The organism is Leifsonia sp. SIMBA_070 (assembly GCF_046534635.1).
In the GTDB taxonomy this organism is placed as follows: domain Bacteria; phylum Actinomycetota; class Actinomycetes; order Actinomycetales; family Microbacteriaceae; genus Leifsonia.
Window position 1 is genome coordinate 1 of the sequence record NZ_JAWRYK010000485.1, and the last position, 260, is coordinate 260.

1 protein-coding gene is annotated in these 260 nt (G+C 66.2%); it reads right to left on the minus strand.

Annotated elements, in window-relative coordinates; all coding sequences use genetic code 11:
* Positions 1 to 260: aldehyde dehydrogenase family protein (locus SB754_RS21150; RefSeq protein ID WP_410784304.1), on the minus strand; the 260-nt coding region annotated here is incomplete at both ends.

A 260-nucleotide genomic window follows, 5' to 3' on the forward strand; every position in this document is an offset into this window, starting at 1 on the left:
GTAGCCGCCCTCGTGGCCCAGGCCGGAGGCCTTCACACCGCCGAACGGGGTGCGCAAGTCGCGGACGTTGTGGCTGTTCAGCCAGACCATGCCGGCCTCGGTGTTCTGTGCGAAGTTGTGCGCGCGGGTGAGATCCTGCGTCCAGATGTAGGCGGCCAGCCCGTACTTGGTGTTGTTGGCCAGCTCCAGGGCTTCGGCTTCGGTGTCGAAGGGGGTGATGGCGACGACGGGGCCGAAGATTTCCTCCTGGAAGATCCGGG